General features: G+C 58.0%; 22 protein-coding genes. 6 read left to right on the top strand and 16 right to left on the bottom strand.

Features of this window, described 5'->3' with window-relative positions:
- Positions 1-102: 102 nt before the first annotated feature.
- The 15 genes from pyrF to mtnA all read right to left on the bottom strand — a co-directional run bounded on the left by pyrF (position 103) and on the right by mtnA (position 18324).
- Positions 103-813 carry an orotidine-5'-phosphate decarboxylase gene (gene pyrF, locus U5K34_RS12015; RefSeq protein ID WP_322568638.1) on the bottom strand — a complete coding sequence of 237 codons (711 nt, stop codon included), beginning with the start codon at positions 811-813 and terminating at the stop codon, positions 103-105.
- A 1-nt stretch (position 814) separates the two neighbouring features.
- Complete coding sequence (lapB, locus tag U5K34_RS12010) at positions 815-1987, bottom strand: lipopolysaccharide assembly protein LapB (RefSeq protein WP_322568637.1); 1173 nt, start codon at positions 1985-1987, stop codon at positions 815-817.
- Positions 1987-2280, bottom strand: a complete 294-nt coding sequence (locus U5K34_RS12005; protein ID WP_322568636.1) for a LapA family protein — start codon at positions 2278-2280, stop codon at positions 1987-1989. Before U5K34_RS12005 ends, lapB begins: the two co-directional genes overlap by 1 nt.
- Before the next feature lie 783 nt (positions 2281-3063).
- On the bottom strand, positions 3064-3372 hold the full coding sequence (locus U5K34_RS12000) for an integration host factor subunit beta (protein ID WP_416224089.1): 309 nt from the start codon (positions 3370-3372) through the stop codon (positions 3064-3066).
- Positions 3373-3415: 43 nt separating this feature from the next.
- On the bottom strand, positions 3416-5110 hold the full coding sequence (gene rpsA, locus U5K34_RS11995; RefSeq protein WP_322568652.1) for a 30S ribosomal protein S1: 1695 nt from the start codon (positions 5108-5110) through the stop codon (positions 3416-3418).
- Positions 5111-5186: 76 nt separating this feature from the next.
- Positions 5187-5882: a (d)CMP kinase gene (gene cmk, locus U5K34_RS11990; protein WP_322568634.1), complete on the bottom strand. Its 696-nt coding sequence runs from the start codon at positions 5880-5882 to the stop codon at positions 5187-5189.
- Positions 5879-7207, bottom strand: coding sequence for a 3-phosphoshikimate 1-carboxyvinyltransferase (aroA, locus tag U5K34_RS11985; protein ID WP_322568633.1), 1329 nt, complete (start codon positions 7205-7207; stop codon positions 5879-5881). The genes cmk and aroA overlap by 4 nt, the downstream gene beginning before the upstream one ends.
- A 22-nt stretch (positions 7208-7229) precedes the next feature.
- Positions 7230-8528, bottom strand: coding sequence for an O-antigen ligase family protein (locus U5K34_RS11980; protein ID WP_322568632.1), 1299 nt, complete (start codon positions 8526-8528; stop codon positions 7230-7232).
- A gap of 19 nt (positions 8529-8547) precedes the next feature.
- A complete protein-coding gene (locus U5K34_RS11975; RefSeq protein WP_416224096.1) occupies positions 8548-9405 on the bottom strand; it encodes a prephenate dehydrogenase in 858 nt (285 codons plus the stop codon).
- Positions 9406-9419: 14 nt separating this feature from the next.
- Complete coding sequence (gene hisC, locus U5K34_RS11970) at positions 9420-10553, bottom strand: histidinol-phosphate transaminase (protein WP_322568630.1); 1134 nt, start codon at positions 10551-10553, stop codon at positions 9420-9422.
- A gap of 234 nt (positions 10554-10787) precedes the next feature.
- Entirely contained in the window at positions 10788-11864 is a 1077-nt protein-coding gene (pheA, locus tag U5K34_RS11965; RefSeq protein WP_322568629.1) for a prephenate dehydratase, read from the bottom strand.
- Between the two features lie 29 nt (positions 11865-11893).
- Positions 11894-13060, bottom strand: a complete 1167-nt coding sequence (locus U5K34_RS11960; RefSeq protein ID WP_322568628.1) for a phosphoglycerate dehydrogenase — start codon at positions 13058-13060, stop codon at positions 11894-11896.
- A 275-nt stretch (positions 13061-13335) separates the two neighbouring features.
- Complete coding sequence (gene serC / locus U5K34_RS11955) at positions 13336-14418, bottom strand: 3-phosphoserine/phosphohydroxythreonine transaminase (RefSeq protein WP_322568627.1); 1083 nt, start codon at positions 14416-14418, stop codon at positions 13336-13338.
- Between the two features lie 118 nt (positions 14419-14536).
- Entirely contained in the window at positions 14537-17092 is a 2556-nt protein-coding gene (gyrA, locus tag U5K34_RS11950) for a DNA gyrase subunit A (RefSeq protein ID WP_322568626.1), read from the bottom strand.
- Positions 17093-17274: 182 nt separating this feature from the next.
- Positions 17275-18324, bottom strand: coding sequence for an S-methyl-5-thioribose-1-phosphate isomerase (gene mtnA / locus U5K34_RS11945; RefSeq protein ID WP_322568625.1), 1050 nt, complete (start codon positions 18322-18324; stop codon positions 17275-17277).
- A 302-nt stretch (positions 18325-18626) separates the two neighbouring features.
- Between mtnA and U5K34_RS11940 the strand changes: the two genes are divergently transcribed.
- The 5 genes from U5K34_RS11940 to U5K34_RS11920 all read left to right on the top strand — a co-directional run bounded on the left by U5K34_RS11940 (position 18627) and on the right by U5K34_RS11920 (position 23841).
- Complete coding sequence (locus U5K34_RS11940; protein ID WP_322568624.1) at positions 18627-19943, top strand: TRZ/ATZ family hydrolase; 1317 nt, start codon at positions 18627-18629, stop codon at positions 19941-19943.
- A gap of 241 nt (positions 19944-20184) precedes the next feature.
- The gene (gene ubiG, locus U5K34_RS11935) at positions 20185-20901 is read left to right on the top strand and encodes a bifunctional 2-polyprenyl-6-hydroxyphenol methylase/3-demethylubiquinol 3-O-methyltransferase UbiG (RefSeq protein ID WP_322568623.1); all 717 of its coding nucleotides are present in this window, start codon (positions 20185-20187) and stop codon (positions 20899-20901) included.
- Positions 20902-21182: 281 nt separating this feature from the next.
- Positions 21183-21512, top strand: coding sequence for a four helix bundle protein (locus tag U5K34_RS11930; RefSeq protein WP_322568622.1), 330 nt, complete (start codon positions 21183-21185; stop codon positions 21510-21512).
- 66 nt (positions 21513-21578) lie between these two features.
- A complete protein-coding gene (gene gph, locus U5K34_RS11925; RefSeq protein ID WP_322568621.1) occupies positions 21579-22316 on the top strand; it encodes a phosphoglycolate phosphatase in 738 nt (245 codons plus the stop codon).
- Positions 22317-22572: 256 nt separating this feature from the next.
- A complete protein-coding gene (locus U5K34_RS11920; RefSeq protein ID WP_322568620.1) occupies positions 22573-23841 on the top strand; it encodes a DNA recombination protein RmuC in 1269 nt (422 codons plus the stop codon).
- Position 23842: 1 nt separating this feature from the next.
- Here U5K34_RS11920 and U5K34_RS11915 read toward each other — a convergent pair whose 3' ends face one another.
- Positions 23843-24067: a hypothetical protein gene (locus U5K34_RS11915; protein ID WP_322568619.1), complete on the bottom strand. Its 225-nt coding sequence runs from the start codon at positions 24065-24067 to the stop codon at positions 23843-23845.
- A 52-nt stretch (positions 24068-24119) separates the two neighbouring features.
- Here U5K34_RS11915 and hpnC point away from each other — a divergent pair, with 52 nt between their 5' ends.
- Complete coding sequence (hpnC, locus tag U5K34_RS11910; RefSeq protein WP_322568618.1) at positions 24120-25019, top strand: squalene synthase HpnC; 900 nt, start codon at positions 24120-24122, stop codon at positions 25017-25019.
- Positions 25020-25025 lie beyond the last annotated feature (6 nt).

The raw sequence follows: 25025 nt of genomic DNA, 5'->3' as shown, positions 1-25025 counted from the left end.
TTTGTAGGACAAGTCCTACAAAGAAAGTTGGCAGTTATCAGTTTGCAGTTGGCAGAGGATTGTCAGGTAGCGCTATGCGCAACCTGGCTTTCACTATAACTGCTAACTGCCAACTGCCAACTGAAGACTATTTTCTATTTCGTCCAGCGCCTGCATGGGATCCGCGGCCTGGGTGATGGGGCGGCCAATGACGAGATAATTGCTGCCGGCACCGATCGCCCTGGCCGGGGTCATGATGCGGGTCTGGTCGTCGCCGGCACTGCCGGCCGGCCGGATGCCGGGGGTCACCAGCTGAAAATCTTCCGGCAACGTCTGGCGCAAGCGGCTGACTTCCTGTGAGGAGCAGACGACACCGTCCAGTCCGCTTTGCGCCGCCAGTGTGGCCAGTTTCTCGACGTGGTCCATCGGTTCACCGGACAAGCCCACTTCGCGTAGATCCTCGGTCCCCATGCTGGTGAGGATCGTCACACCGATTAATAACGGTTTGTGGGAAGATTGCGCCACGGCATCGCGGGCGGCGCTCATCATTTTCGAGCCGCCCAGGGTATGTACGTTGATCATCCATACGCCGAGTTCGGCTGCCGCGGCACAGGCTCTGGCCACGGTATTGGGAATGTCGTGGAACTTGAGATCCAGAAAGACATCGAAGTCGCGAGCGACCAGATCGCGGACCAGTTGCGGACCTTCGGCGGTGAACAGCTCTTTGCCGACTTTCAGGCGGCAACGCACCGGCGAGACTTTGTCGACAAATTCCAGGGCCTCGCGGGCATTGGCATAATCGAGTGCAACAATAACCGGTGATGAACAACGCACCTTACTCTCCTTCTACCCCGTGAATCGGTTTAATGGTGTTCCAGTGCTTGCAGCTGGGACATTGCCAGTGCAGGGACTTGCCACTGAAACCGCAATGGACACAGTTATACACGGATTTATTGGTCAGAATCTGATCGGTTACGTCTTTGAGAACATGCAATTTTTCGCGCACCGTGTCACTGGCCTGCCCCATATTCAGTTCGATCAGCCGATCCATACCGCGCACCGAAGGCCGTTGTTTGAGAAAGCGGGTAATAAACTCCGTGGATGCCAGTTCCCCGTCACGCTCTTCAATCAGATCGGCCAGTACCAGCATGGTGGAGATACCGGCGTATTTATCCAGCAATGTCTTGAAATAATCGATCGCGTCGTCCTTGCGTTGCAGCGCCTTGTAACATTCGAGCATTGGCTGAATGACTTCGGAAAGATACTCGGGATCCTGCTGTTCGATACGTTGATATGCCTTCAGGGCAGCCTTGTAATTGCCGGCACTGCGCTCGATATCCCCTTCCATTATGCTGGCCCGCACGCAGTGACGATCCTCGCCCAGGGCACGGCGCAACAGTTTCAAGGCACGCGACGGCTCGCCCTGACGCAGCGCCTGATCCGCCTGTTCGCAGTAGAACTGGGCCACCATGAACGACAGATCCGTATTGGCGCATTGTTCCAGGCGATGTGCCGCCCGGATAGCGTCATCCCAGTCCTTTTCCTGCTGATAGATGTCCACCAGATACCGCAGGGCCGCTTCGGAATGGGGCGCACTGTCGACCAGCTCACCGAACAGCGATTCAGCCCGATCCAGCAGTCCGGCGCGCATGTAATCCTGTCCCAGTTCGAACAGGGCCAGGGCACGTTGCGATTTGTTGAGTGTCGGGCGGGCGATCAGGTTTTGATGAATCCGGATGGCGCGATCCACTTCGCCACGGCGACGGAACAGACTGCCCAGGGCCAGATGCGTTTCCACGGTCTCGCTGTTGACATCCAGCATCTGGATAAACAGGTCGATCGCCTTGTCCTGCTGTTCATTGAGGATGTAATTGAGGCCCTTGATATATTCACTGGGCATTTCCAGGCAACCGTCATCGCGACGGCGCGCGGCCGTGCCCCGGCGCCCCAGCAACCAGCCGGATAGCGCCGCCACCGGCAGCAGCAAAAAGAGGATCTCGATACCCATCAATGATCGTCGCGTAGCGGCAGCGAACGCAGGTTATTGACTTCTTTTTCCGCCACATCCACCGCCTTGCGCAGACGATGGATCTCCCGTTTCTGGCGTAAGATGGCGCCGGCACTGGCCAGGACCCCGAGGATCGCACCGAGGATCATCGCCACCAGCATGGACAAAGAGAGGGGAATGGAGAGGCTGTCGAAGTAATAGTTGAACTGCACCGGCTCGGCATTGAGCACGGCGAATATCAGGCCGGTGATGACCAGCAACACAATCACGGCAATGTAGATTATTTTTAGCATCACGTATCCTCAATCTTCCCGATTCTTTGACAGGCACCAGCCCATAGCCCAGCATGCAGGCCCGATATAGCTTAGCGGTATCGGGCAAAATCCGCCGGACACCGCTATCGCTTTGTCCGGCCTACCTTACTTTAATTGTGGGAGACGATTCCATCGGCGACTGGCCGTCCCCTTCTCCCGAATCGCGGCTGCGAGCCGCTCCTGCAAATCCAGCGGGTAGGCCCGATATAGCGCAGCGGTATCGGGCAACATCCGCCGGACACCGCTATCGCTTTGTCCGGCCTACCTTACTTTAATTGTGGGAGGCGATTTCATCGGCGACCGGGTGTGCCCCTTCTCCCGAATCGCGGCTGCGAGCCGCTCCTACAAATCCAGCGGGTAGGCCCGATATAGCTTAGCGGTATCGGGCAACATCCGCCGGACACCGCTATCGCTTTGTCCGGCCTACCTTACTTTAATTGAGGGAGGCGATTTCATCGGCGACCGGGTATGCCCCTTCTCCCGAATCGCGGCTGAGCCGCTCCTACAAATCCAGCGGGTAGGCCCGATATAGCGCAGCGGTATCGGGCAACATCCGCCGGACACTGCTATTGCTTTGTCCGGCCTACCTTACTTTAATTGTGGGAAGCGATTTCATCGGCGAACGTCGTACCCTTTCTCCCGAGTCGCGGCTGAAAGCCCCTCCTACAAACAGGACCCGGAACCCAGGACCTGGATACTAAAAAGGCGGCAGGAGCCACGCTCTTGCCGCCTTTGGAATGGTAGCCACCCTATGATAACGAATCAACCGGGCTGGATCTCGACCCGTTCCATGCTTTCGTTGACCCGCTCGCGCAGCTCCTTGCCGGGCTTGAAGTGCGGGACATATTTGGCTTCCAGTTCGACCGAATCCCCGGTTTTGGGATTGCGGCCGATCCGTGGCGGCCGGTAATGCAAGGAAAAGCTGCCAAAACCCCGGATTTCGATCCGCTCGCCATTGGCCAGTGTGGTCGCCATGTGATCCAGCATGGTTTTCACGGCCAGCTCTACGTCCTTGTAGGCTAATTGACTTTGCTTCTGCGAGAGAATCTCAATCAATTCTGATTTTGTCATAATCCGTCCTTCAGGGCAGACTTGCAACAGCCCGGTTGTGGCGTTATTCGTTGTTATCCATCTGTTCCTTGAGCAGATCGCCCAGGGTCGTGGTGGCGCCAGTGCTGCCGCTGTAGTCCTTCATAGCGGCTTTTTCGGCATCCGAGTCAATGGCTTTAATCGACAGGGAAATCTGGCGGTTCTTGCGATCCACGCCGGTGAACTTGGCTTCGACGGTTTCGCCTTCCTTGAGGACGCTGCGCGCGTCTTCAACACGATCCTGGGAGATTTCCGAGGCCCGCAGGTAACCTTCGATGCCGTCACCCAGATCAATCGTGGCGCCCTTGGGATCCACTTCGGTGATGGTGCCCTTGACCACGCTGCCCTTGGCATTTTCCGCCAGGAAGTTGGAGAAGGGATCCTTGTCCATCTGTTTGACGCCCAGGGAGATGCGCTCGCGTTCCGGGTCCACGGAGAGAACAACGGCTTCGATTTCGTCGCCCTTCTTGTAGTTGCGCACGGCTTCTTCGCCGGGCACGTTCCAGGAGATGTCGGACAGATGCACCAGGCCGTCGATACCGCCGTCCAGACCGATAAAGATACCAAAATCGGTAATGGACTTGATGGTGCCGCTGACCTTGTCGTTCTTGTTGTGCTCGGCGGCGAAAGCTTCCCAGGGATTTTCCTGGCACTGCTTCATGCCCAGGGAGATACGACGACGCTCTTCGTCGATATCCAGCACCATGACTTCCACTTCATCACCCAGCTGGACAACCTTGCTCGGATGAATGTTCTTGTTGGTCCAGTCCATTTCGGACACGTGTACCAGACCTTCCACGCCTTCTTCGAGCTCCACGAAGCAGCCGTAATCGGCGATGTTGGTCACCTTGCCAAACAGGCGGGTGCCTTCGGGATAGCGGCGGGAGATATCGACCCACGGATCGTCGCCCATCTGCTTGAGGCCGAGGGACACGCGCATGCGTTCGCGGTCGAACTTGAGGACCTTGACTTCGATCTCGTCACCGACCTGCACGATTTCGCTCGGATGCTTGACGCGCTTCCAGGCCATGTCGGTGATATGCAACAGACCGTCAACGCCGCCGAGATCGACAAACGCGCCGTAATCGGTCAGGTTTTTGACTACGCCCTTGACCACGGCACCTTCCTGCATGTTCTCCAGGATAGCTTCGCGCTCGGCACCGCCTTCTTCCTCGACCACCGCGCGGCGGGAGACCACAACGTTGTTACGACGCTGATCCAGCTTGATAACCTTGAATTCGAGATCCTTGCCTTCGAGATAACTGGTATCACGCACCGGGCGCACATCCACCAGGGAACCTGGCAGGAAAGCGCGGATATGATCCAGCTCGACGGTAAACCCGCCCTTGACCTTGTCGGTAATCATACCGGTCACGGTTTCACCGGCTTCATGAGCGGCTTCGAGTTTCGTCCAGGTTTCGGCGCGCTTGGCTTTCTCGCGCGACAGACGGGTTTCACCAAAACCGTCTTCGACCGAGTCCAGCGCCACTTCGACGTTGTCGCCGATACTGACTTCGAGTTCACCCTCTTCGCCGAAAAACTGGGAAACGGGGATGATGCCCTCGGACTTGAGGCCGGCATTGACGACCACGAAGTCATCGTTGATATCGACCACGGTGCCGGTAATGATCGCGCCGGGACGCATCTGGGTTTGATTCAGACTTTCTTCAAATAATTGCGCAAAGCTTTCGCTCATGTTGGATTTCGCCTCAGGCCACAGCGTGACCTTGTCTGGTTGCAGTCGAAACTGCGGGGTTGATTAAACACACAGGCGGAACCCCGGGGTTCCGCCCACTTCATTGGCCGCCAACGGCAAAACGGTCCCGGCACCAGGCCAGGACCTGTTCGACCACCTGGTCGATGTCCAGCGCGGAGGTATCCAGCACAATGGCATCGGCGGCCGGTTTCAGCGGCGAGGACTGGCGCTCGGTATCGCGCACATCCCGCTCGGTGATCTCCCGTAGGAGGCCGGCCAGACTAGCACTTATTCCCTTTTCTTTCAACTGTTTATAACGCCTTTCGGCGCGCACTTCGGCACTGGCGGTGAGGTAGATCTTGAGACCGGCATCGGGGAACACCGTGGTGCCCATATCACGCCCGTCGGCCACCAGGCCCGGGGGCTGGCGAAAATCGCGCTGGCGCTGCAGCAGGGCCGCGCGCACGGTTTCCAGGGCCGCCACTTTGGAGGCGTCGTTACCGACCTGCTCGGTGCGAATGGCGTTGCCCACCGGCTCCCCGTCGAGTCGGGCGACCACCTCGCCGCTGTCCGGCAGGATCTCGAAATCCACCGCCATTTGCGCGGCATAGTCGGCCAGCGCGCCCTCATCGGCCATATCCATACCGCGCCGGGCGGCGCCCAGGGCCACCAGGCGGTAGAGGGCCCCGCTGTCGAGCAGATGCCAGCCCAGCGTCCGCGCCACCCGGCTGGCAATCGTGCCCTTGCCGGAGCCGCTGGGACCATCGAAGGTCAATACCGGTACCGGTTCACTCATGCATTATCCTCCTGAACAATCGCCAGCCCGGCACCGGCGGCCAGATCCACGAAGCCGGGGAACGAGGTGGCCACGTTCTCACAGTCCCGAACGCGAATCGGGCCGGCGGCGCGCAAGGCCGCCATGGTAAACGCCATAGCGATACGATGATCGCCATGGCTTTCCACGGCGCCGCTCCCCAGCGGACTGCCGTGAATCACCATGCCATCCTCGGTGGGCCGGGCATCGACTCCCAGCACCTGCAGGCCATCGGCCATGACCTGGATCCGGTCGCTTTCCTTGACCCGCAGCTCGCGGGCCCCGGTCAGCACGGTTTCGCCCTCGGCGCAGGCGGCGGCGATAAACAGGGCCGGAAACTCGTCGATGGCCAGCGGAACCTGATCCTCGGGGATATGAATGCCCTTGAGCGGCGCGCTGCGCACCCGCACGTCGGCCACCGGCTCGCCACCGACGATCTGTTCGTTACTCAGCGTAATATCCGCGCCCATCTGCCGCAAAATGGTAATCACCCCGACGCGGGTCGGGTTGATGCCCACATGCTCGAGCGTGATGTCCGAGCCCGGCGCAATGCTGGCCCCGACCAGGAAAAATGCCGCCGAGGAAATGTCCGCCGGCACATCGATATTGCAGGCCGAAAGCTTGCCGCCGCTGGACAGACAGGCGGTGGCGCCGTCCCGTTGCAGCGGATAACCAAAGCCTTGCAGCATTTGTTCGGTATGGTCCCGGGTCGGCGCCGGCTCGGTGACACAGGTCTCGCCCTCGGCATACAGGCCGGCCAGCAACAAACAGGATTTGACCTGGGCGCTGGCGACCGGCATGGCATAGTGAATGCCGTGCAACGACTGACTACCGTGAATTTGCAACGGCGGCGTGCCGGCCTCGCTGGTATGAATATTTGCGCCCATCTGCGCCAGCGGATCGGTGACCCGCTTCATCGGCCGTTTGTTCAGCGAGGCATCCCCGAGCAGGGTCGAGTCAAACGGCTGCGCCGCCAGCAGACCGGCAAGCAACCGCATGGAAGTGCCCGAGTTACCCAGATCCAGCGGAGCCGCCGGCGCCTTGAGTCCATGCAACCCAACCCCTTCGATCACTACCTGCCCCGCTTTGGGGCCATCAATACTGACCCCCATGGCCCGAAAAGCATTCAACGTGGCCAGATTGTCAGCCCCTTCGAGAAAGCCGCTGACCCGGGTCGTTCCCTCGGCCAGGGCGCCGAGCATGATACTGCGATGGGAAATTGATTTGTCACCCGGGACACGGAGCCGGCCCTGCAGGTTCCCGCCGGGCTCAACGGTATACACTGGTGAGGTTTTATTCTGAGTCATATCCTGCTCATCTTCGTCAGCATCAGGTCGTGCTGACGGATTCCGTTTTGTTTGTCTTGTGAATCTGGTGGCTGTGCCAGGCGAAAATCACCGCCAGATAGGTCAAAAATACCGCCGTGTAATTATTGTGAAAAACCGGGGCCGAATCAGCAATGGAAAACACCATTATCGCGGTCAACAGCAAAATACCGGTAAAGGCGCTTTCCCGGGAAGCCTGTCGCGTGCGTATGAAAAAATATAATGGATACAGATAAAGTACCAGGACCGCGGCCAGGCCCAGGATCCCTTTTGACGCCAGGGCCTCGAAATAGACACTGTGAGGATGCGCATGGTGTGTTGCCGCCTTGTGAATCCGCCCTTCTTTGGCAAATTGCTTTAATTTGTCATGTAAATTATAACGGCCAATTCCCAGCAAGGGTTGTTCGGCCGCAGCGAATACCGAAGCCCGCCACATTTCCATCCGTTTACCGGCGCTGCTGTTAGCGTGTTTATTCGGCCCGACCGGATCTTCGATCATATACCCCACATAGTTGCTTACATCATTCACCGCCTGATCGACGCGATGTTTCGCCAGATCGACTTGAGAATAACTCACAACCATCAGGATACATGTCGCGATGATAATAAGGAGTGAATTGCGGGCTCTGAAATAATAGCCAAAGGCAATCAGACTCATTACCAGTAATGCGACATAGGCATTTCTCGCCCCGGACATGACAACAATATAAAAGCCGGCCAGTGCAATAAGTAAGCTAATGGCATTACGCCAGTGATAGCGGGCAAGATATCGATGCCAGGGTAACTGCAACACAACCATGAGCAACAACACCGGCCCCAGCAGTAGCGGACTGTAGGGCCCGACAGCGCGCGGACGATCAAGGACATACAGCTCGTGCAGCCCGAATGCCACGGTCACCACAATCGCCAGCCAGGAACCGATCCACAGATAACGCCACAACTCCTCGCATCGCCGGGCCACCAGGTAAAAGGGGATGATTAGCAAAAATTTCAGTTCATTGCCCAGCGCCTTCTGGCCGGCATCATCCCAGCCATTGGCGGTGATCGACAGGATGGCGACGATGAAATACGCCCCGAGAATCCAGAGCAGTACTTTTTCTTCGTGATGAAGTTTCGGTGCGGAAGCCCGGTTCATCGGCCACAGGATCAGGCTGGTGAGTATCAGCAGGCCAAAGAAGGTACTGGCCCAGTGCTCCACGTAAATCACGCCGATGGGAAACAGCAGTACCCACAGGCGAATGAGGCTCATCGGTTCCAGCGGAAAATAGCGAGCAAGCGGGGCCAAACGGGCGGATAACATCATGGTCGTTTCAAATTGTCCGTCACTGGCAGAAATCATCCCGCCGCTGCTTGGCGTGGCGGAAGATTTCGAGCAATCGTTGGCTGTCCTGGCGGCGTATCGCCTCGGTCAGGGTCTGTAAATCGGCGGTGAAGCATTCCAGACTTTCGACCAGCGCATCGCGGTTGGCCAGACAGATGTCGTGCCACATTTGCGGATCGCTGGAGGCGATGCGGGTGAAGTCGCGAAAACCGCCGGCAGCATAATCGAAGATCTCCCGGCTGTCATCCTGGCGGGCCAGGCTATCGACCAGCGCGTAGGCCAGCATGTGCGGCAGGTGGCTGGTGGCGGCCAGTACGGCGTCATGGTGGGCCACGCTCATCTCGATCACCTCGGCACCGGCCGCTTCCCAGAGCCGGCGGACGGTTTGCACGGCCGCCGGGCTTGTGGTGGCGCCGGGGGTGAGGATCACCCGGCGCTGGTCGAACAGCTCCGCGAACGAGGCTTCCACCCCGCTCTGTTCGGTGCCGGCGATGGGATGGCCCGGCACAAAATTGGCCGGAAGGTCGCCAAATATCTGCTCGACGTCAGCGACCACACTGGCCTTGGCACTCCCCACATCGGTGATAATCGTGTTTTCCCGAACTGCCGGTGCAATCTGTTCCAATACCGGGCGTATGGCACCCAGCGGCACGGCCAGCACGATCACATCCGAACCCTGGCAGGCTTTGGCCAGATCGGTTTCTACCGCATCCACCACCCCCAGCTTGCGCGCAATCTCCAGTTGTTCGCGATGGCGACCGGCACCGATCAGCGTGGTCGCCGCATTGGCCCGGCGTAATGCCCGGGCCAGCGAGCCGCCAATGAGGCCAACGCCGATGAGGGTCAGTTGATTAATGATCACGGGATGCCCTGTCACGATGTTTGCCGGATCGCTTCCAGTGCCTCGATGCAGCGCTGGTTTTCCTTCTCGCTTCCCACCGAGATCCGCAGATGTTCCGGCAGTTCGTAATTGGCTACCGGACGCACGATAATCCCGCGGCGTAATAACTGTTCGTTGATCTCGGCGGCGGCACCGACCTTCACGGTCACAAAATTGCCTGCCGAGGGAATATAATCCAGTCCCAGCCGCTCGAACGCCGCATAAAATTGTTTCAGCCCGGCGGCATTGAGCGCGACGCTGCGCTGCAGATGGGTCGTGTCCGTCAACGCCGTGGCGGCCGCGGCGAGAGCCAGATGATTGACATTGAACGGCTGGCGAACGCGATTGAGATAATCCGCGACATCGCCATGTGAAACGGCATAACCGACTCGCAAGCCGGCCAGGCCGTAGGCCTTGGAGAAAGTCCGGGTCACAATCAGATTGGGAAACTCATCCAGCCATTGCAGGCCATCGGGATATTGCGCCAGTCCCATCACCGGATCGGAGGCATATTCAAAATAGGCCTCGTCCAGTACCACCAGCACATGCGGCGGAATCTGTTCTAAAAAATCCTGTAATGCCTGTTTCGAGAGCCAGGTGCCGGTCGGGTTATTCGGATTGGCGATAAAAATCAGTCGCGTGCGCCCTGTGATCGCCTCGCGCATCGCATCGAGATCATGCCCCCAGGCTCTGGCCGGTGTCACCACCGCTCTGGCACCGATAGCGCGGGTCACCAGCGGATAGACGGCAAAGGCGTGTTGCGAAAAAATAACTTCATTGTCCGGCGTCACAAAAGCCCGGGCGATCAGTTCCAGCACATCATTGGAACCGTTACCCAGCGTAATCTGCCCCGGTTCGAGATCGAAACGCTTGCACAAGGCCTGCTTGAGAACAAAACCGTTACCATCCGGATAGCGACTCAGCTCACTCAGATTATCACTGATCGATCTTAATACATCCGGCGACGGACCCAGCGGATTTTCATTCGAGGCCAGCTTGATAACCCCCGACAAACCGTACTCACGCTCCAGTTCCTCGATGGGCTTGCCCGGCTGGTACGGCGTCAGCTCACGGACGCCCGGGGCAGCCAGATCACAGACATCAACTTGTTGTGCAAATGCCATCATGTGTACATAACTCAAAATAATGTGCGGTATTGTAAACCAGTGACCAGGTCCTAGTATCTAGGCCCTAGAAACTGCCCGAAGGGCCTTGTGGGAGGCGATTTCATCGGCGACCGTCGTGCCTCTTTTCCCGAATCGCGGCTAAGCCGCTCCTACGACAAACAGTTCTTAGTTCTTAGTTCTAAGTGCTCAGAACTAAGAACTAAGAACTAAGAACTAAGAACTCAGAACTCAGAACTACAACACGGCGCGCGGATAGGACCCGAGCACCTTGACCATGCTGGCGGTTTCATCCAGTTCCCGGATCGCCTGGCTGACGTTGCTGTCGTCGATATGACCTTCGATGTCGATGAAAAACGCGTAATTCCACATGCCCTGGCGAGAGGGACGGGATTCGATGCGTGACATAGAAATATCGTGCTTGGCAAACGGTTCCAGCATGCCATACAGCGCGCCCGGCCGATTGCGGGTATACACCAGCATCGAGGTTTTGTCGTTACCGCTGGGCGGCGTGGCTCGCCGGCCGACCACCAGAAAGCGGGTGGTGTTCTCCGGATGGTCCTCGATATTTTTCGCCAGGTAATCGAGTTCGTAAATGTCCGCCGCGCTTTCGCCGGCAATCGCGGCCGAGGCCGGATCGGCACTGGCCAGGCGCGCGGCCTCCGCGTTGCTGCTGACATCGACCTGTTCGACCTCGGACAGGTGCGAGTCGAGCCATTTGCGGCACTGGGCCAGCGACTGGCGATGGGAATAGACCTTGCGGATATCATCAATCCCGGCCGCTTTGCTCAACAGGTGATGATGAATTCGCAGCTCCACCTCGCCGCAAATCGACAGGGACGAGGTCATGAATTCATCCAGGGTATGATTGATCACCCCCTCGATGGAATTTTCCACCGGGACGACACCGTAGGAAGCCGTGCCGGACTCCACTTCGCGAAATACATCGCCAATGGTGGCCAACGGCAGGGTCTGCACCGAATGACCGAAGTGTTTCAGCGCCGCGGCCTGGGTGAAAGTACCTTCCGGCCCCAGGAAGGCGATGTTCATAATCCGCTCGAGCGCGAGACAGGCGGACATAATCTCGCGAAACAGCCGCGCCATTTCCTCGTTACCCAGCGGCCCCTGATTACGCTGCATCACATTGCGCAGGACCTGAGCTTCACGCTCGGCACGATAGAACACGTCATCGCCATTGGCCTGCTTGGTGCGGGCGACCTCCTCGGCAAGACGTGCGCGTTCGCTGATCAGCGTCTGGATCTGTTCATCCAGTTCGTCGATGTGCTGGCGCAATTTCTGGAGATCGTCGCTCACTCGCTTTTCCTGATAGTTATCGATCAAGATTAGTCGATAAAACGCACTTTCAACACACCGCTTATCGCGGTGAGTTTATCGCGATGGCCCTCGTCCACGTTGCCATCGATGTCGATCAGATTATAGGCCAGGTTGCCCTTTGATTTATTGATCATATCCACGATGTTCAGGTTTTGTGTGGCCAGAACACCTGTGATCTGCCCGACCATGTTCGGTTCATTGCGGTTCACTATGGCAATGCGCTGGCCTTCGGTACGTTCCATGTAGACCTCGGGGAAGTTCACCGAATTGCGAATATTGCCGTGCTCGAGATAATCGCGCACCTGTTCGGCCACCATGATGGCGCAGTTGTCTTCCGCCTCGACGGTGGAGGCGCCCAGATGCGGCAGGGTAATGACACGCTCATGATGTTTCAGCAGATTGCTGGGGAAATCGCAAATATAGGCATAGACCTTGCCGGATTTGATCGCGGCGCTGACGGCCTCGTCATCGACAATGCCATTGCGCGCAAAGTTGAGAATGATCACGCCATCGCGCATCAATTTGAGCCGCTCGGCATTGATCATATTCTTTGTCGCATCGATCAGCGGGACATGGAATGTAATAAAGTCTGACTTGGCAGCCAGTTCATCCATGCTCGCGGCTTTTTCCACCTCCGAAGAGAGCTGCCAGGCGCCTTCCACGGTAATACCCGGATCGAACCCGACCACCCGCATGCCCAGTTGCAAAGCCATGTTGGCGACATTGCGGCCGATGGCGCCCAGTCCGACCACGCCCAGGGTCCGGCCGGGCAACTCGAAACCGCCGAAGTTTTTCTTGCCGGCTTCCACGGCCTTGTTGATCTCGGCATCGGAACCTTCCACCGAACGGGCAAAATCCCAGGCCGGACCGATATTACGGCAACCCATCAGCATGCCGGCCAGTACCAGTTCCTTGACCGCATTGGCGTTGGCGCCGGGGGCGTTGAACACCGCAATCCCCTGATCCGACATCTTGTCGACCGGAATGTTATTCACCCCCGCCCCGGCCCGGCCGATGGCCTTGAGGCTGGTCGGCACTTCCATGTCGTGCATCTTCGCCGAGCGCACCAGAATGGCATCGGGATGGCTGATCTCGGAGGCGATTTCATACTTGTCCCGCGGCAGCCGTTCCAGACCGGCCAGCGAGATGTTATTCAATGTCAGAACCTTATACATAGGACGGATTGATTACCTTTTGTTGTCTGTTGCTGTGTATCTTGAATACTTAATATTTTACCTGGAACCTATATCTCAGGGCCGAGGGACGAGTTACGAGCGCCGAGTGTTTATTTATCCCCTCCCCCTAACCCCCTCCCTGTGGGAGGGGGACTGATCGTGCTATTTGCAGGACATCCCCTCCCCTTCAAGGGGAGGGTCAGGGAGGGGTGATATAAAATCAGCTCCTGCAAAATCACCTCGTAACTCGTTACTCGTCCCTCGTTACTGTTTTTTTAGCCATGTCGCTTTTCGAAGTCGGCCATGAACTCGACCAGGGTATCGACGCCGGCTTCGGGCATGGCGTTGTAGATGCTGGCGCGCATGCCGCCGACGGAGCGGTGGCCTTTCAGGCTGGTCAGTCCCTGTTTGGCGGCTTCCTCGAGGAAGGTCTTGTCCAGTTCGGGATTGGCCAGGATAAACGGCACGTTCATCCACGAACGGCAGTCGGGCTTGACCGGGTTGGCATAAAAGTCGGAACTGTCGATCGCGTTATACAGTTTGTCCGACTTGCGTTTGTTGATCTCGGCCATGCCTTCCAGACCGCCCTTCTCTTTCAGCCATTCGAACACCAGCCCGGCCAGGTACCAGCCGTAGGTCGGCGGGGTATTGGCCATGGAGTCATTTTCGGCATGCACCTGATAATCGAACATGGCCGGGGTTTTATCCAGCGTCTCGCCGATCAGATCCTTGCGCACGATGACCACGGTCAGACCGGCCGGGCCGATGTTCTTCTGCGCGCCGGCGTAGATCACGCCGTATTTCGACACATCGATGGGCCGTGACAGAATCGTCGAGGACATGTCCGCCACCAGCGGCACATCGCCGGTCTCGGGAATGTAGTTGAACTCCACCCCGCCGATGGTTTCGTTGGGGGTGTAATGCATATAGGCGGCATCACCGCTCAATTGCAGATCTTTTTGCTCTGGCGCACTGGAGAAACCGTCGGCTTCGGTGGTCGCCGCCAGGTTGACGTCGCAGAATTTTTTCGCTTCACCAATGGCCTTTTTCGACCAGGCCCCGGTGTTAATGTAGTCGGCTTTGGTTTTACCACGCAGCAGGTTCATCGGCACCATGGCGAACTGGCTGCTGGCGCCGCCCTGTAAAAACAGAATCTCGTAATTCTCCGGAATCGCCATCAGCTCACGCAGATCACTGCTGGCTTTCTCGGCAATTGACATGAACTCCTTGCCGCGATGGCTCATCTCCATCACCGACATACCGGTACCGTGCCAGTCAAGCATTTCCTCGCGAGCGCGCTCCAGGACTTCCTGGGGCAACATCGCCGGACCGGCGCTGAAATTAAATACACGATTCATACAAACTCCTGATATTTGATTACTTGGAAACGTTTTACCTGTTTTTCGCTGTTTTCATATTCTGTTCGACAAGGGCCGAGGTACGAGTGACGAGTAACGAGGACCGGCGACTCGCTGGTTATTCCTCGTCACTCGTCACTCGTTCCTCGTCACTGATCTTGGCGATTCTTTCGATGCCGGAAAGTTTTTCGCCTTCGCCGAGGCTGATCAGTTTCACGCCCTGGGTGTTGCGGCCCATGATCGAGACTTCGTCGACTTTGGTGCGCACCAGGGTGCCGCGGCTGGTGATGAGCATGATTTCATCTTCTTCACCCACCAGTTCGGCGCCGATGACTTCGCCGTTACGCTCGCTGGTCTGGATCGACTTGACGCCCTGGCCGCCGCGACCGTGACGGGGATAGTCGTCCACCCCGGTACGCTTGCCGTAACCATTTTCGGTGGCGGTCAGGATGTCACCTTCGCTGGCGATGATCAGCGAGATGACATGCTGCTCCGATTGCAGCTTCATACCGCGCACGCCGACCGAGCTGCGGCCCATGGCGCGCACATCCTGCTCGTTGAAACGGATCGCCTTGCCGGCATTACTGAACAGCAACACATCCTGATCGCCGCGGGTCAGTTCCACGCCGATCAGATGATCGTCCTCGCGCAACTCGATGGCGATAATGCCCGAGGCGCGCGGGCGGGAGAAATCGGTCAATGGCGTTTTCTTCACGGTGCCGTTGCTGGTGGCAAAGAAGATGAACTGGCCTTCCGCGTATTCGCGAATCGGCAAAATCGCATTGATGCGCTCGCCCTCTTCCATCGGCAACAGATTGACAATGGGACGTCCGCGTGCGGTGCGCCCGGCCTGCGGCAGTTCGTAGACCTTCAGCCAGTAGACCTTGCCGCGACTGGAGAAACAGAGAATCGTGTCGTGGGTGCTGGCCACGAACAGTTTGTCGATAAAGTCCTCATCCTTGACCGACGTGGCTGCCTTACCCTTGCCGCCTCGACGTTGCGAGGTGTAGGCCGTAATCGGTTGGGCCTTGGCATAACCTTCGTGAGAGAGCGTTACCACCACATCTTCTTCGGTGATCAGGTCCTCGATGGTCAGATCTTCCTGGCTGGCGATGATTTCGGTACGCCGTTCATCGCCGTATTGAGCGCGCATTTCCGCCAGCTCATCACGAATCACCTGCATTAACCGTTCGCTGCTGGCCAGAATGGCGAGCAGTTCCTCGATCTGTTTGAGCAGCTCTTCGTATTCGTTGAGAATCTTGTCCTGTTCCAGTCCGGTCAGACGGTGCAGGCGCATGTCCAGGATCGCCTGGGCCTGCGCATCGGAGAGGCGGTAACGCCCTTCGACCAGGCCGAATTCAGGTGCCAGCCCTTCCGGCCGCGAAGCCGCGGCGCCGGTACGTTCCAGCATCTGGTTGACCACGCCCGGCTCCCACAGGGTGGACATCAACTGTTCCTTGGCTTCGGCCGGATTTTTGGCCGCCTTGATCAGAGCAATGATCTGATCGATGTTGGCCAGCGCAATGGCCAGGCCTTCGCGCACATGGGCCTTCTCGCGCGCCTTGCGTAGATCGAACACGGTACGGCGGGTCACCACCTCGCGGCGATGGCGGATGAACGCCGCCAGGATCTGATGCAGATTGAGCAGCTGCGGCTGGCCTTCGACCAGCGCCACCATGTTGATGCCGAACACGGTCTGCATCTGGGTGTGCTGATAGAGGTTGTTGAGCATCACCTCGACCACCTCGCCGCGACGCAGTTCGATCACCACGCGCATGCCTTCCTTGTCCGATTCGTCGCGCAGCTCGCTGATACCCTCGATTTTCTTTTCCTTGACCAGTTCGGCGATGCGCTCCAGCAGGCGCGCCTTGTTGACCTGGTAGGGCAGCTCGTTGACCACGATGCGCTGACGGCCGTTGGCCATCTCTTCGACTTCGGTACGTGCCCGCACGTAGATGCGGCCGCGACCGGTGGCATAGGCCTCGGCGATGCCGCGCGCGCCGTTGATGATGCCGGCGGTGGGAAAATCGGGCCCCGGAATGTAGCCCATCAGTTCCTGGATCGTGATATCGGGGTTGTCGATCATCGCCAGGGTGGCGTTGATCACCTCGGTCAGGTTATGCGGCGGAATATTGGTCGCCATGCCCACCGCGATCCCGGCCGAACCGTTGACCAGCAGGTTGGGAATGCGGGCCGGCAGAATCTCCGGCTCATACTCGGTTTCATCGTAATTGAGGGTGTAATCGACGGTCTCTTTTTCGATATCCGCCAGCAGTTCGTGCGCGATCTTCGCCATGCGCACTTCGGTGTAACGCATGGCGGCCGGGGCGTCGCCGTCCACCGAGCCGAAGTTACCCTGGCCGTCGACCAGCATGTAACGCAGCGAGAAGGGCTGGGCCATGCGCACGATAGTGTCGTACACCGCGCTGTCGCCGTGGGGATGGTATTTACCGATGACATCACCGACCACGCGGGCCGACTTTTTATAGGGTTTGTTCCAGTCATTGCCCAGTTCGCGCATGGCGTACAGGACACGGCGGTGAACCGGCTTGAGGCCGTCCCGCACGTCGGGCAGGGCGCGCCCGACAATCACACTCATGGCATAGTCCAGGTAGGACTGCTTCATCTCCTCCTCGATGTTGATCGGGAGGACTTCCTTGGCAAATTCGCTCATGCGTCGGCTTCAGTCAGGTTAGTGTGGCTCGTTAATTCTTGAGACGATTTTAGACGGCCACTATACCATAGCGGGGCTACCTACTGCATCTTTGGAAAAACGCGTGAGAAACCCGTTGCGGGCGTATCGTGGAAAGCCGGGCGGTTTTAAAAACCGTTTTGAGGCCCGGCCAGAGCAGAAAATCAGCGGTGCTCGCCCATGTGCCGGGCCATTTTCCCGGCATCGGGCTGTTCGATAATACCGCGCTCGGTGACGATGGCGTCCACCAGTTGTGCCGGGGTGACATCGAAGACCGGGTTCCAGGCCCCGGCCCCCTCGGCCGCCACCCGCTGCCCGCCGCACTCGAGCAGTTCAGCGCCATCCCGCTGTTCGATGGGAATCGCCCCGCCCTCGCCGACCGCCATATCAATAGTGGAGGTCGGTGCGGCCACCATGAATTTGACGCCGTGCTGGCGCGCCAGCACCGCCAGCGAATAGGTCCCGATCTTGTTGGCCACATCGCCGTTGGCCACGATCCGATCGGAGCCGACAATCACCCACTGCACCTTGCCCTGGCGCATCAGCCAGGCGGCGGCCCCTTCGGCCACCAGCGTCACCGGAATATTGTCCTGCAATAACTCCCAGGCCGTCAGGCGCGCCCCCTGCAACCAGGGCCGGGTCTCATCGGCATACACCGTCCCCAGTTTGCCCTCGGCATGGGCGCTGCGGATCACCCCCAGCGCCGTGCCGTGCCCGCCAGTGGCCAGCGCCCCGGCGTTGCAGTGGGTCAACACGCTATCACCCGGTGCGATCAGCGAGGCGCCAAACTGGCCCATTGTCAGATTGGCGGCAATGTCTTCTGCATGGATAGCCCGGGCTTCGGCCAGCAAAACCGGAAAGGGATCACCCTTTATATCATCCAGTTGGCGCCGCAACCGCTCGATCGCCCAGTAGAGATTGATAGCCGTCGGCCGGGCCTCGCCCAGCTGCTGCAGATCGGCTTCGAGTTTGTCACGCCAGTGCGCCGCTGACTCGGCGTAACGCTGTCGTGCCGCCAGCGCCACGCCATAGGCGGCGGTGATCCCGATCGCCGGTGCGCCGCGCACCACCATATCGCGAATCGCCTGAGCAACCTCGGCCACACTGCGGTAATGATTGTATTGATGTTGCCGGGGCAACAACCGCTGATCCAGCAGACAGACCGCGTCGTCATCCCACATCACCGGCTTGAAGGTGTCGTATTCTTCCAGCATAAAAAATTTCGGGGTTGCTTCGGGTTAACTATTGTAATCCGTCAAACTACTTTAAAACACGACAAATTTTATACAACGACAGGCGAAACCAGAAAATGGTCGCTTTTATCCGGTCTGTACTCTCGCAGAGTCGCAAAGGAAAACAAACTAATCCCATAGCGGGCTCTGCGTCTCTGCGAGAGATTATTTATCGTCGGCGATCCCCTTCCTCGCTCTCTGGTTCAGGATCGCTGCCGAAGAAGGTTCACTGTCGTGACAAAAAATCTTGCAGCGGTGAATCCAATGCCTGTATCTTTCCCGGCATGAAGATTGACACTCTGTTATCCGCGCGCTGGGTTCTGCCTGTCGAACCACAAGACGTGGTGCTCGAGCAACATGCCATTGCGATCCACAATGGGCGCATCGAGGCCGTTCTGCCCAAAGCCGATGCCGAACAACGCTATCAGGCAGATCATGTCCAGCACTTCGAGCAGCATGTGCTGATGCCCGGGTTGATCAACCTGCATGGTCACGCCGCCATGACCCTGATGCGCGGGCTGGCCGACGATCTGCCGTTGATGGAATGGCTGCAACAGCATATCTGGCCGGCGGAACAACAATGGGCAGGCAAGGAGTTCGTCTTTGATGGCAGCCTGCAGGCCTGTGCCGAAATGCTGCGCGGCGGCACCACCTGCTTCAACGATATGTACTTTTTCCCCGAGGAGACCGTGCGTGCGGTGGAACAGGCCGGCATGCGTGCCTGCGTCGGGCTGATTATGATCGACTTCCCCACCCCGTATGCACAAACGCCCGATGAATATCTGAGCAAGGGCATCGCTCTGCACGATCAGCTGCGTGGCAACAGCCTGATCCGCACCGCCTTTGCCCCGCATGCGCCCTACACCGTCTCCGACGAACCGTTGCAACGGATTGCTACCTATGCCGAGGAACTGGATATTCCGGTGCATATGCATGTGCATGAAACCGCGCACGAGATCGAGGAAAGCCTGAACAACACCGGCCAGCGGCCACTGCAGCGGCTGGAGGAACTGGGCCTGCTCAACCCGCACCTGCTGGCCGTGCATATGACCCAGTTAAAGACGGATGAAATCGCCCGTCTGGCGGAGGCCGGCGCGCACGTGGTGCATTGCCCCGAATCCAATCTCAAGCTGGCCAGCGGTTTTTGCCCGGCGCATGAACTGGCGCAGGCCGGGGTGAATCTGTGCCTGGGCACCGATGGCGCCGCCAGCAACAACGATCTGGACATGTTCAGCGAAATGCACAGCGCCGCCCTGCTGGCCAAGGCCGTCGCCGGCGACGCCAGCGCCCTGCCCGCCGAGACGGTACTGCGCATGGCGACCCTCAACGGCGCCCGGGCGCTGGGACTGGAACAGGAAATCGGCTCGCTGGAAGCCGGCAAATCCGCCGATGTGATTGCCGTCGACCTGGGCACACTGGAAAGCCAGCCGGTCTATCACCCGATGTCGCAACTGGTCTACACCGCCGGGCGCGAACAGGTCACCGACGTCTGGGTCGCCGGCCGCCAGCTGCTCAAAGATCGAGAACTGACCACCATCGACACGCATGCCGTTCTGGAGCGGGTATCAGAGTGGCAACGGCGCCTAGCGCTTCTGGATTAACACAGTGCCGAGGGACGAGGTACGAGGGACGAGGTGAATTTGTCGGGGCTGAATTTACATCACCCCTCCCTGGCCCTCCCCTTGAAGGGGAGGGGATCAAAACCAGATCCTGGTACCTGGTACCTGGTACCTGGTACCTCGTCCCTCGCTCCTGCCCGAAGGGCATGGGGAGGGATCAAATCCGAGCCTCGTCACTCGTACCTCGTACCTCGGCCCTGCGAATTTCTGTATACTATAATATATGAGCCAAACACACACTAACGTCGATCACCAGGAAATCGCCAAGTTCGAGGATCTCGCCTCGCGCTGGTGGGATCCCCATGGCGAGTTCAAGCCGCTGCATGAAATCAACCCGTTACGTCTGGAGTATATCGACCGGCGCGTGACACTGGCCGGCAAGAAAGTCCTGGATGTGGGCTGCGGCGGCGGCATTCTCTCGGAAGCCATGGCGCAACGGGGCGCGACGGTGACCGGGATCGATATGGGGGAAGCGCCGTTGAGCGTGGCCCGGCTGCACAAGCATGAGTCCGGCGTGGAGGTCGATTATGAGCAGATCACCGCCGAGGAACTGGCCGAACGGGAAGCCGGTGAATACGACGTGGTGACCTGTCTGGAGATGCTGGAGCATGTGCCCGATCCCGCCTCAATCGTTCGCGCCTGCGCGCAACTGGTCAAACCCGGCGGGCATGTGTTTCTCTCCACCATCAACCGCAATCCCAAATCGTACCTGTTTGCCATCATCGGCGCCGAGTATGTTCTCAAGCTGTTGCCCAAAGGCACCCATGATTATGCCAAATTCATCCGTCCCGCCGAGCTGGAAAGCTGGGTACGGGCCGCCGAGCTCCAGACCCGGGAGCTGACCGGCATGAGTTACAACCCGCTGACCAAAACCTATTCCCTCGGGCACGACGTCAGCGTCAATTACCTGTTGCATACCCAGAGGGCGTTAGGGCGTTAGGGCGTTAGGCGTTAGGCGTTAGGCGTTAGGCGTTAGGCGTTAGGGCGTTAGGCGTTAGGCGTTAGGCGTTAGGCGTTAGGCGTTAGGCGTTAGGCGTTAGGCGTTAGGCGTTAGGCGTTAGGCGTTAGGCGTTAGGCGTTAGGCGTTAGGCGTTAGGCGTTAGGCGTTAGGCAACGATGGTGAGCCGGTTGGATTTCCTGTCAACTACCTAACGATTTCACCATCTCACACTCTGTCGCTCTTACGGCCTCACGATTTCACTTCACAAGGGAGACGCGGACATGGATAAGCCGCATAAACAATTACATGCATGGAACATTTCAATGCAACTGGTCAGTGAAATTTATCAACTGACCCAGGGCTTCCCCGATAATGAACGCTTTGGACTAACCCAGCAGTTACGCCGCGCAAGCATCAGCATAGCCTCCAATATTGCTGAAGGCGCGGCGAGAACCGGAATGAACGAATTTCGACACTTTATCAGCATTGCGCGAGGCTCCGTCAGCGAAGTTGACACCCAGATGGATATTGCTGAAATATTGGGTTACCTTACGGCACCTCAGCGTGAAACAGTGGATCAAACTTTAAAGCGTGTTGATAAATTGCTCTAATAAGTTGCATCAATCCCTAAAAGCGTGAAATCGCGAGATAGTGAGAGCGGAAGTTCGTTACACAACATGACCAGCAAAAGCAAACCAGTCAGGGCTAAACCACCTTCTCACGAGCTATCGACCTCGCGACCTCGCGATCTCGCCAGCTCACGCGCCATCCGAACCGTTCTGTTTGACCTGGACGGCACGCTGGCCGACACCGCGCCGGATCTGGCCCATGCGCTCAATGCTGTGCGCCTGAGCCACGAGCTGCCCGCGCTGCCGTTCGATATGATCCGTCCCGTGGTATCGCACGGCGGCAAGGCATTAATCGAGCTGGGCTTTGCCCAAACCCATATCGACGCGGACTTCGAGACGTTACGCCAGCAACTGCTACAGCATTATCACAGCAACCTGGCAACCCACACCGTGCTGTTTCCCGGCATAGCGGCATTGCTCGACACCCTCGAAAGCCGCGGCCATAACTGGGGCGTGGTGACCAACAAGCCCGGCTGGCTGACCGATCCCCTGCTGGAGGCACTGAATCTTGACCAGCGCGCCAGCTGCGTGGTCAGCGGCGATACCCTGCCCCAACGCAAACCCGATCCCGCACCGCTGTTGCATGCCTGTGAACAGTGCGGCAGCGAGGCGAATCAATGCCTGTACGTCGGCGATGCCCGGCGGGACATCGAGGCCGGGCGTCGTGCCGGGATGCAGACACTGGTTGCCCTGTTCGGCTATATTGGCGAGTATGAACAGCCGGATACCTGGGGCGCCGACGGGATGGTGGAATCCCCCGAAGCGATCCTGCAATGGCTAAGTTAAGTAGTTTTGAATGTTGAATTTTGAATTCTGAATTAAATGTGCTTTCTTCAATTCAAAATTCAAAACTCAAATATGAGGGGCAGGTCACGTTGGCGATAGCCTACGTGACAATTCCTCAAGAATAGAGCGTCAGGTAGCGCTGCGCGCAACCTGACCTGCGACTAAGTTAAGCAATTTTAAATGTTGAATTTTGAATGTTGAATTAAATACGATTTCGTCAATTCAACATTCAAAATTCAAAACTCAAAATTGAAATATGACTCAGGAACTGATTTACGCCGCGATTGCTGTTGGCTCCCTGCTGGTCGGGGCGCTGGCGGTTTATCTGTGGCTACAGGGGCGCATCAACGCTCTGCAACGGGAGAACAGCGAGCTGAGCACGACGCTGGAGCTGGAGCGTCGACACGCCGAGGAGAAACTGGAAACGCTGACCCAGGCGCGCGAGCAGCTCAAGGAAACCTTTTCCTCCATTTCCAGCCAGGCGTTGAAACACAACTCCGAGGAGTTCCTGCGTCTGGCGCAACAGAATCTGGAAAAGTTCCAGAACGAGGCCAAGGGCGATCTGGCGCAGAAGGAAAAGGCGATCGAGCAACTGATCAAGCCCATTCGCGACTCGCTGGAGAAGACCGAACAGCAGATCCACAGTATCGAAAAAGAGCGCAAGGAAGCCTACGGTGCGCTGCACAAGCACATCGAAACCATGAATCTGACCCAGCAGGAGTTACGCAACCAGACCCATAACCTGGTTCAGGCTCTGCGCCGCCCGGAGGTACGGGGTCAGTGGGGCGAGCTGACCCTCAAGCGGCTGGCGGAGCTGGCCGGCATGGTCGAGCATTGCGACTTTTATCAGCAGGAGAACATCCAGACCGACGAGGGCCGCCAGCGGCCGGATATGATCGTGCGCATGCCCGACGGGCGTGAGATCGTGGTGGATGTCAAAACGCCACTGGATGCTTATTTAAGTGCCATCGAAAGCAGCGACGAGGAACAGCGCAAACAGCACATGCAGCGTCATGCCAAAAATGTCCGCCAGCGTATCAACGAACTGCACAGCAAGGCGTACTGGAGCCAGTTCAGCCAGTCTCCGGAGTTTGTGGTGTTGTTTATTCCCGGCGATCAGTTTCTCAGCGCGGCACTGGAAACCGATTATCAATTGATGGAAGATGCACTGAGTAAAAATGTGATTCTCGCCACGCCGACCAGCTTTGTCGCCCTGCTGCGCGCGGTGGCCTACGGCTGGCGCCAGGAACAGCTGGCCAAGAACGCCGAGCAGATCAAGAAGATTGGTGAAGAGTTATACCAGCGCCTGGCGACCTTCACCGGCCATTTGCAAAAAATGGGGCGCAGCCTGGATACGACCGTCAAACATTTCAACAGCACCGTCGGTTCGTTTGACAGCCGCATCCTGCCCAGTGTGCAGAAGTTTCGCGAGATGGGGATCAGCTCCAGCAAGGAGATCGAGGCGCAGGAACAGGTCGAAAGCGGCGTGCGTCAGATCGACACCGACATCGATAACGACCAGTAGCCTAGTCTTCCTTGAGTTTGCCCTTGATGCCAGACCCGATTTCCTCGACTTTCTTACCGGTCCGCTCCATCGCTTCGCCGGTACTTTCCTGCAAGCGTTGCTTCAGGGTAGGCTCATCGATCGGATTGCTCAGCAACGGCTTGCCCTTGCCAATGTTAACGCCAAACCACAGCCCGACAGCCAGACCGATGATGACGCCAGAGAGGAGCAGTTTGAGTTTTTTCATTGTCTGATACCTTATTATTTATGATGTTCTTACAATACCACAGACCACTGTCATGACAAGCGACAAACTGGCCGACGCCTATGCCCACTGCGCGGCAATGGCGCGCAATCATTACGAGAATTTCCCCGTTGCCAGTCGCCTGCTGCCGGCGCGCATTCGCCCGGCGGTGACCGTCATTTATGCCTTTGCCCGCCGCGCCGATGATGTCGCCGATGAGGGCGATTTGAGTCGTGAACAACGACTGGCCCGACTGGATGAGTACCGGCTTCAATTGCAACAATGTCAGACGGGGGAATCGTTTGATGATCCGATCTTCATCGCCCTGCAGGATGTGATCACCCGCCACCACCTGCCCATCGAACCGTTCCGGCGATTATTGCAGGCCTTTGTTCAGGATGTGGAGAAAACCCGTTATGCCGATTTTGGCGAGCTGATGGATTATTGTCGCAATTCAGCGAACCCGATCGGCGAGCTGCTGCTGCACCTCAATAATGCCGCCAGCGAGCGTAACCTCGGCTATTCCAACGCCATCTGTACCGCCCTGCAGTTGATCAACTTTCTGCAGGATATCGATCAGGATTACCGGGAAAACAACCGGATTTATTTGCCACAGGACGAGATGCAGCGCTTCGGTGTCAGCGAACAGCATATTGCCAACCGTACGACCGATTTTGCCATGCAGGGGCTGATGCGCCAGCAGATCGAACGGGCCCGCCGGCTGCTTGAATCCGGCGCCCCGCTGGGATTGATCCTTGGCGGACGTTTTGGTTTCGAATTGCGGCTGATCATCGCCGGCGGGGCCCGCATTCTCAAACATCTGCACGAGAACAGTCGCGATGCGTTCGCCCGCCCGCGGCTCACCTCGCGTGACAAGCTGGCCATGATGGCACAGGCGGCCCTGCCCCGCCTGTCTGGCCGCAAGCGCCCGGGTAAACCGGGCGGTGGAATCTGATACACT

This window comes from Thiohalophilus sp., assembly GCF_034521165.1.
Lineage (GTDB): Bacteria > Pseudomonadota > Gammaproteobacteria > UBA6429 > Thiohalophilaceae > Thiohalophilus.
Note: the sequence above shows the minus strand (reverse complement) of the source record. Positions and strands in the feature narration are given on the sequence as shown.

Coding starts and splice junctions, on each gene's coding strand:
- lapB (WP_322568637.1), bottom strand. CDS start 1,987: ATGGGTATCGAGATCCTCTTTTTGCTGCTGCCGGTGGCGGCGCTATCC.
- U5K34_RS12005 (WP_322568636.1), bottom strand. CDS start 2,280: ATGCTAAAAATAATCTACATTGCCGTGATTGTGTTGCTGGTCATCACC.
- U5K34_RS12000 (WP_416224089.1), bottom strand. CDS start 3,372: ATGACAAAATCAGAATTGATTGAGATTCTCTCGCAGAAGCAAAGTCAA.
- cmk (WP_322568634.1), bottom strand. CDS start 5,882: ATGAGTGAACCGGTACCGGTATTGACCTTCGATGGTCCCAGCGGCTCC.
- aroA (WP_322568633.1), bottom strand. CDS start 7,207: ATGACTCAGAATAAAACCTCACCAGTGTATACCGTTGAGCCCGGCGGG.
- U5K34_RS11980 (WP_322568632.1), bottom strand. CDS start 8,528: ATGATGTTATCCGCCCGTTTGGCCCCGCTTGCTCGCTATTTTCCGCTG.
- hisC (WP_322568630.1), bottom strand. CDS start 10,553: ATGATGGCATTTGCACAACAAGTTGATGTCTGTGATCTGGCTGCCCCG.
- U5K34_RS11960 (WP_322568628.1), bottom strand. CDS start 13,060: ATGTATAAGGTTCTGACATTGAATAACATCTCGCTGGCCGGTCTGGAA.
- serC (WP_322568627.1), bottom strand. CDS start 14,418: ATGAATCGTGTATTTAATTTCAGCGCCGGTCCGGCGATGTTGCCCCAG.
- gyrA (WP_322568626.1), bottom strand. CDS start 17,092: ATGAGCGAATTTGCCAAGGAAGTCCTCCCGATCAACATCGAGGAGGAG.
- mtnA (WP_322568625.1), bottom strand. CDS start 18,324: ATGCTGGAAGAATACGACACCTTCAAGCCGGTGATGTGGGATGACGAC.
- U5K34_RS11940 (WP_322568624.1), top strand. CDS start 18,627: ATGAAGATTGACACTCTGTTATCCGCGCGCTGGGTTCTGCCTGTCGAA.
- ubiG (WP_322568623.1), top strand. CDS start 20,185: ATGAGCCAAACACACACTAACGTCGATCACCAGGAAATCGCCAAGTTC.
- U5K34_RS11930 (WP_322568622.1), top strand. CDS start 21,183: ATGGATAAGCCGCATAAACAATTACATGCATGGAACATTTCAATGCAA.
- gph (WP_322568621.1), top strand. CDS start 21,579: ATGACCAGCAAAAGCAAACCAGTCAGGGCTAAACCACCTTCTCACGAG.
- U5K34_RS11920 (WP_322568620.1), top strand. CDS start 22,573: ATGACTCAGGAACTGATTTACGCCGCGATTGCTGTTGGCTCCCTGCTG.
- U5K34_RS11915 (WP_322568619.1), bottom strand. CDS start 24,067: ATGAAAAAACTCAAACTGCTCCTCTCTGGCGTCATCATCGGTCTGGCT.
- hpnC (WP_322568618.1), top strand. CDS start 24,120: ATGACAAGCGACAAACTGGCCGACGCCTATGCCCACTGCGCGGCAATG.